The sequence below is a fragment of the Sorangium sp. So ce176 genome (assembly GCF_051519835.1).
Classification (GTDB): domain Bacteria; phylum Myxococcota_A; class Polyangia; order Polyangiales; family Polyangiaceae; genus Sorangium; species Sorangium cellulosum_G.
In genome coordinates this window covers 9,670,376-9,677,500 of record NZ_CP150371.1, presented here as the reverse complement: position 1 = coordinate 9,677,500, position 7,125 = coordinate 9,670,376, and the positions used below count along the sequence as shown (strand labels likewise).

3 protein-coding genes and 2 rRNA genes (1 of these 5 running past the window's edge) are annotated in these 7,125 nt (G+C 65.6%); 2 read left to right on the top strand and 3 right to left on the bottom strand.

All coding sequences use genetic code 11. The annotated features are described in order from the left end of the window. Both WMF42_RS36620 and rrf read left to right on the top strand, forming a co-directional pair. Positions 1-2,218: ribosomal RNA gene (locus WMF42_RS36620) — 23S ribosomal RNA — on the top strand; it begins 792 nt to the left of the window's first position. 128 nt (positions 2,219-2,346) lie between these two features. After that, positions 2,347-2,463, top strand: a 5S ribosomal RNA gene (gene rrf, locus WMF42_RS36615). A 480-nt stretch (positions 2,464-2,943) separates the two neighbouring features. On the opposite strand, the gene WMF42_RS36610 is transcribed toward rrf, so the two are convergent. The 3 genes from WMF42_RS36610 to WMF42_RS36600 form a co-directional block, all read right to left on the bottom strand. Beyond that, positions 2,944-3,771: a hypothetical protein gene (locus WMF42_RS36610; protein ID WP_061609150.1), complete on the bottom strand. Its 828-nt coding sequence runs from the start codon at positions 3,769-3,771 to the stop codon at positions 2,944-2,946. A 62-nt stretch (positions 3,772-3,833) separates the two neighbouring features. Next, positions 3,834-6,497, bottom strand: a complete 2,664-nt coding sequence (locus WMF42_RS36605; RefSeq protein ID WP_437687714.1) for an MGH1-like glycoside hydrolase domain-containing protein — start codon at positions 6,495-6,497, stop codon at positions 3,834-3,836. A 70-nt stretch (positions 6,498-6,567) separates the two neighbouring features. Next, complete coding sequence (locus WMF42_RS36600) at positions 6,568-7,095, bottom strand: peptidylprolyl isomerase (protein ID WP_061609152.1); 528 nt, start codon at positions 7,093-7,095, stop codon at positions 6,568-6,570. Positions 7,096-7,125: the final 30 nt, after the last annotated feature.

Below are 7,125 nucleotides of genomic sequence, written 5' to 3'. Positions count from 1 at the left end.
GTTGAAGAGCGGGTAACACCGCTTGGAGGACCGAACTCACCACAGTTGAAAATGTGGGGGATGAGGTGTGGATAGGAGTGAAAGGCTAATCAAGCTGGGATATAGCTGGTTCTCCCCGAAATATATTGAGGTATAGCCTCGGACGAATTGCGACGGAGGTAGAGCACTGAATGGGCTAGGGGTCCTACCAGATTACCAAACCCAATCAAACTCCGAATGCCGTCGACAAGTATCCGGGAGTCAGGCTGCGGGAGATAAGTTCCGTAGCCGAGAGGGAAAGAGCCCAGATCGTCGGCTAAGGTCCCCAAATCTGAGCTAAGTGTCAAAGGATGTGGGAGCGCACAGACAACCAGGAGGTTGGCTTAGAAGCAGCCATCCTTCAAAGAAAGCGTAATAGCTCACTGGTCAAGCGAACCCGCGCCGAAAATATAACGGGGCTCAAGCTCAGTACCGAAGCCACGGGCTTTCTAACGGAAGCGGTAGGGGAGTATTCTCAAGGAGATACACGCCGGACGGTGACGACCGGTAACGGCCTTGAGAAGAGCTTATGCAGGCATGAGTAGCGATAAACCGAGCGAGAAACTCGGTCGCCGTAAGCCCAAGGTTTCCTGGGGAAGGATAATCCTCCCATGGGTTAGTCGGATCCTAAGCCGAGGCCGAGAGGCGTAGGTGATGGGAAGCAGGTTAATATTCCTGCACCACCAAGGGTGACGTTGAAGTAAGCGGGGACGGAGAAGGGTAGGCCGAGCACGGTAGATGGCTTCCGTGTTCAAGCCGGTAGGGTGAGCAGTCAGGACCCGATAGGGACAAACGACTGCTCGTAAGCCCGAGAGGTGATGAGGTCTGGGCTTCGGCCCGGGATACTCGGTGATCCCAAACTTCCAAGAAAAGCCGCGTACAGAGTCTCTTTGGTGTCCGTACCGCAAACCGACTCAGGTGGGCGGGGTGAGTATCCCAAGGCGCGTGAGAGAACCCTGGTTAAGGAACTCGGCAAAATGACACCGTAACTTCGGGAGAAGGTGTGCCGCTTTGCGTGAGGAGACTAGCGCTCCGTAGCGTGAGGTGGTTGCAGAGAAATGGGGGTTGTGACTGTTTACTAAAAACACAGGACTCTGCGAAGTCGTAAGACGACGTATAGGGTCTGATGCCTGCCCGGTGCTGGAAGGTTAAGGGGACGAGTCAGCGCAAGCGAAGCTCTGAACCGAAGCCCCAGTAAACGGCGGCCGTAACTATAACGGTCCTAAGGTAGCGAAATTCCTTGTCGGGTAAGTTCCGACCTGCACGAATGGCATAACAACATCCCCGCTGTCTCGACCAGGGACTCAGCGAAATTGTATCGGGGGTGAAGATACCCTCTACCCGCGGCAAGACGGAAAGACCCCATGAACCTTTACTGCAACTTGGCAGTGATTTTCGGGATATTCTGCGTAGGATAGGTGGGAGGCTATGAAGCCGGGCTTCTGGGTTCGGCAGAGCCAACGTTGAAATACCACCCTGGGTATTCTGGAAATCTAACCTGGGCCCATGAACTGGGTCGGGGACACTGCCTGGTGGGCAGTTTGACTGGGGCGGTCGCCTCCTAAAAAGTAACGGAGGCGTGCGAAGGTTCCCTCAGCCTGATTGGAAACCAGGCGTAGAGTGCAAACGCACAAGGGAGCTTAACTGTGAGACCGACAGGTCGAACAGGTGCGAAAGCAGGCGTTAGTGATCCGGTGGTTCTGTATGGAAGGGCCATCGCTCATCGGATAAAAGGTACTCTGGGGATAACAGGCTGATCGCGCCTGAGAGTTCATATCGGCGGCGCGGTTTGGCACCTCGATGTCGGCCCATCGCATCCTGGGGCTGGAGCAGGTCCCAAGGGTTCGGCTGTTCGCCGATTAAAGCGGTACGCGAGCTGGGTTTAAAACGTCGTGAGACAGTTTGGTCCCTATCTGCCGTGGGCGTAGGACACTTGAGAGGAGCTGCCCATAGTACGAGAGGACCTGGGTGGACGTACCTCTGGTGTTCCGGTTGTCCTGCCAAGGGCATAGCCGGGTAGCCATGTACGGAACGGATAACCGCTGAAAGCATCTAAGCGGGAAGCCGGCCTCAAGACCAGGTGTCCCGGACCGCAAGGTCCCTAAAGACCCCTCGTAGACCACGAGGTTGATAGGCCGGGTGTGGAAGCCGAGCAATCGGAGGAGCTAACCGGTACTAATAGGTCGTGCGGCTTGACCATACTTCTAAGGCAAACATCGAAGCGTCGCGCCCGGAGTTCGGGTGACGAGCAGCGTGACACAGCTGGCCCAGCGTAGAGCATCGCGAGAAGCGAGCTCCGCGGGTTCCGATTGGACGCACCCACAAGTTTCCGGTGGTGATATCGAGAAGGCTACACCCGATCCCATACCGAACTCGGAAGTTAAGCTTCTTGGAGCCGATGGTACTGCCAGGGCAACCTGGTGGGAGAGTAGGACGCCGCCGGGATTTTCTTTGAACCTGCGCACAGGCATCGCCGTGCGCAGGTTTTTTTTTGTCTTATCGCAGCCGTTCCGCGTTCTAGCCGCAGGCCGGGCGCGAGCCGCCTACGGCGGTCGCTGGCCGCGCGAAGGGCGTTCTGAACGGCCACGGGCCCTGTCGGGGGTGTTCGTCGGGCGGCGCGGGGCCCCGCCGGACTCGCCTGGGACGTTCTTTCTCCGGCGTGCACGGCAGGCCGGAGAAAGCGCGTCGATCGGTCTCAGACATCGGCCCCTCTCCGCGCCGCCCGACGAGCGCCCCCACGGGGCCTACCGTCTGGGCGCGCGCCGCTGCGCTGCTGCTGGTCGTTGCCGCTGGATCGGTACTGTAGCGTCTCCGCCTGAGACGCGGCGCCGGGGTGAGGGGCCCGGCCAGGGGGCTTTGGGCCGGGCAGCGAGGGCGCAACCTCATACCGCCGGAGGCGGCGAGGCTTCTGGCAGCGCATCGACGTCAGTGCGTGTGCTCGACGGCTCGCCTCGGGCCGTAGCTTCGCAGGAAGATGAGGCCGGCGAGGATGACCAGGGCGGAGATCCGGAGCGCAACCGGGATCTGCTGTACCCACTCCTCCTTGTCGATCCCGATCGTCGCGAGAAACAGGCCGAGCAGGCCGCCCATGGCCTCGCCCGCTCGGCTCACGAACGTCGCAGGGCCGCTGGCGATCGCCTCGTGCGAGAGCGCGTGCAGGAGAAGGCCCGCCACCGCGGAGAGCACCCAGGGCTCGACGGCCTCGAACTGCTCCGCGTCGACGAGGCGCGTCGCGAAGGCGCCGATCACCGTCGCGAGCGCGATGCCCGCGAGCGCTGCGCTCATGGCGCGCTTGCCGCCGGTTCCGGCCCTGACCTCGAGGACCTGGATGGCCACCACCATCGCGAGCGGCACCGTGTGCGCCGCGAGCGCTATCACGATGGGCAAGGAGAGCTGCCCGACCCGCGAGAGCGAGGCGACGGCCGCGCCCTCGCCGAACTGATGCGCGAGCACCGCGGCGTACCCCATCGCGAGCGCCGTCGTCGGTGTCCTGTGAGCGCCGGCCTCCCCGAGCACGAGGCGCTCCAGCACCGCCGGCGCCAGGAAGCCGGCCGCCGCCGCGACAAATCCGAGCCAGCCGATCTCGCCGAGCGCCTCCGGCAGCAGATGAAGCAACGCGATCGACGCCGCTCCGACGAGCGCGAAGGTCCGTAGCGCCGACATCGCGCCCTCGTTCCGGTGACGGAACAACGCCGCGAGGCCGCCGAGCATGACGGCCAGCGCGAGGAACGAAACGCCGAGCGCCAGCGACACAGGCGCCCTCCTAGCACGAATTCACGAGCACCGGCGCTGCACCGAACGCCCTGTGTGGCGCACTACGTATGGGGGAGGCTGTGCCGCCCGGTGCGGAGGATCAGATCGCCCACGAGCGCGGTCCAGCCGGTCTGGTGAGAGGCGCCGAGCCCCGCGCCGGTGTCGCCGTGGAAGTACTCGAAGAAGAACAGGCGATCTCGGAATCCGGGATCATGCTGGAAGACGGGGTGCTCGCCATAGACCGGGCGGCGACCGTCGCGGTCGCGCTCGAAGATCGCGATCAGCCGGCGCGCGAGCTCGTGCGCTCCGTCGCGGAGCGCGCGAGGGCCACGGCCGCCGACCGGCGGGATCGCGAGAACGTCCCCGAAGCCGTGATCGAGCCGGAGGAGCGAGCGGTAGAGGAGATACCCGAGCGGGAACCAGATCGGGCCGCGCCAGTTGGAGTTGCCGCCCTTCATGCGCGTGATCGACTCGCCGGGCTCGTAACCGACCGTGTACTGCGCATCGCAGCGCTCCAGTCCGAGCGAGACGGGCGAGGCCGCGTGCTCCTTCGAGAGCGAGCGCGGGCCGAAGGGGGAGAGGAACTTGTCCTCATCGAAGAGGTGCGCGAGCACCCGCTCGAGACGCCCGGGCGTCACAGCGGAGAGCACCTGCCGCCCGTCCGGACGCACCGTGATCGCCTCGGCCAGCGCGGGGTTCTTGCGGAGGAACCACTCGGTCCGGCGCCGGAAGTTCGCGAGCTTGCCGTAGATCTCCGGCGTGATCACATGCACGGCGCAGAGCGGGATGAGGCCCACGGCCGAGCGCGTCTTCACGTGCCGCGGCTTCCCGCCTTCGATGAGGATGTCGAAGTAGAAGCCATCCTCCTCGGACCAGAGCGGCAGCCGGCCGTCCGGGGTGTGGTGGAGCGCGTGCGCGATCCGCAGGAAGTGCTCGAAGAACTTGCTGGCGAGATCCTCGTACGCGGAGTTCTCGAGCGCGAGCTCCAGCGCGATGCGCATGAGGTCGAGGCAGTACATCGCCATCCACGCGGTGGCGTCCGCCTGCTCCAGCCGAACCCCGGGCGCGATCCGCTCGCTGCGATCGAAGAGGGAGATGTTGTCGAGGCCGAGAAAACCGCCCTCGAAGACGTTGTGCCCCTCGGCGTCGCGCTTGTTGACCCACCAGGCGAAGTTGATGAGCAGCTTGTGGAACACCCGCTCGAGGAAGACCCGATCGCCCTCGCCCCGCTGCTTCCGCTCGATCTTGTAGATCTGGTACGTCGCCCAGGCGTGCACCGGGGGGTTCAGGTCCGAGAACTCCCACTCGTAGGCAGGGAGCTGCCCGTTCGGGTGCTGGTACCACTCCTTGACCATCATCTTGAGCTGGGCCTTCGCGAGATCGATGTCGAGCGGGGCCAGCGCGAGCGCATGGAAGGCGAGATCCCAGGCCGCGAACCAGGGGTACTCCCACGTGTCGGGCATCGAGATGACGTCGGCGACCGAGACGTGCCGCCACTGGCTGTTGCGGCCCTTCTGACGCTCCGGCGGCGGCGCCTGCGCGTCGCCGCGGAGCCATGTGTCGACGTCGTAGTGGTAGAACTGCATCGTCCAGAACAACCCCGCCGCCGCTTGCCGCTGGATGGCGCGGCGATCGTCGGAGAGGCCAGGGCCCTGGACGGCGAGGTAGTACTCGTCCGCTTCCCTGCGCCGCGTCTCCAGGAGCTCGTCCGCGCCGTCAAAGGGCCTCTCCACCGGCTCCGGCGCGAGGCGGAGCAGGAGCCGCCGGCGCTCGCCGGCCGGCACCTCGATGCGATGCCAGCTCGCGGCCTTCGTGCCGCGGAGCTCGGCGTTCACCCGCTCCTTGTCGCCGTGGACGACCCGGTGATGGAACGCGTCCTTGACGTACGGCGTCCGCGAGGGGGTGCCATAGAGCCGCTCGCTGTTCGTCTCGTTGTTGGTGAAGAGCAGCTCCGGGCTGCCCTCGATGTACAGGTAGTGCGCGCCGTGCTCGGGGTGCGCCGCGCGCAGCATCACGTGTCCGGCGCAGGGTTCCATGGCCCGGATCTCGGGGATCACGCCGAGAGGCTCGCTCCAGGACCAGGTGTTGCGGAACCAGAGGTGCGGCAGCACGTGGATCGGCGCGGCCTCCGGGCCGCGGTTCACCACCGTGATCACCATGAGGATGTCGCTCGGGCTCCGCTTCGCGTACTCGACGAACACATCGAAGTAACGGTCTCCGTCGAAGGCGCCGAGATCGGGGAGATCGACCTCGCTCTCCGACAGGCCGCCCCGGCGCGCGGCGGCGACGAGCTCCTCGTAAGGAAACGGTCGCTGCGGGTAGCGGTAGAGGTAACGCAGGTAGCTGGAGGTCGGCGTCGCGTCCTCGTAGTAGTAGATCTCCTTGACGTCCTCGCCGTGGTTGCCCTCCGGGCCGGTCAGGCCGAAGGCCCGCTCCTTCAGGATCGGATCCCGCTCGTTCCAGACGGCGACGGCGAGACACACGATCTGGTGTCGGTCGCAGATGCCGCCGAGCCCGTCCTCGTTCCATCGATAGGCGCGGCTCCGGGCGTGGTCGTGGGGGAAATGCGCCCAGGCATCCCCGTTCGCGCTGTAGTCCTCGCGCACCGTCCCCCAGGCCCGCTCCGAGAGGTAAGGGCCCCAGTGCTTCCAGCGGAGCAGGCGCTCGCGCTCCTCTTCGAGGCGGCGGTGCTCGGCGGTCTGCGCGGCGCGGGCGGTCCTCGTCATGCGCGCACGCTAGGCGACTCCCGCCGGTGCGTCGAGCCCGCGGCCAGCGCGCGACGGGCCGCGGTCGGCGCTACTCGGTGCGCTGGATGATGTGGAAACCGAACGGCGTCTCGACGATCTCGCTCACCTCGCCGACCTTCAGGGCGAAGGCGACGTCGGAGAAGCCCTTGACCATCACGCCGCGCTCGAACACCCCGAGATCCCCGCCGCGCTCTGCGGCGCCGGGCTCGTCGCTGTACTCGGTGACCGCCTGCTCGAAGCTCGCCCCGCCGCGGATCTTGAGGAGCGCCTCCTCGGCCCGCGCGCGCGCCTGCTCGCGCGTGCGCTCGACGCCCTCGGGCCTGCTCTTCGAGCCGCCGTGCATGACGAGGATGTGCCGCGCGCCGATCTGCTTCGGCTGGCTCGCCACGAGCGCGCGCTCCCGCTCGAGCGCCGCGTCCTCCTCGGCCTCCCGGATCGGCGCGGCGACCGCGAGGCCGCCGCCGACCCAGGACGGCGAGGTGGCCAGCGTCCCGCAGGCGGTCGCGCAGAGGAGCGCGAGGGGAGAGCACGCCGAGAGCGTACGGACAAGCAGGGCGCGAACGTCAGGGCTACGCATCGGCGCGGAGACTGCCGCGGGAGGAATGCG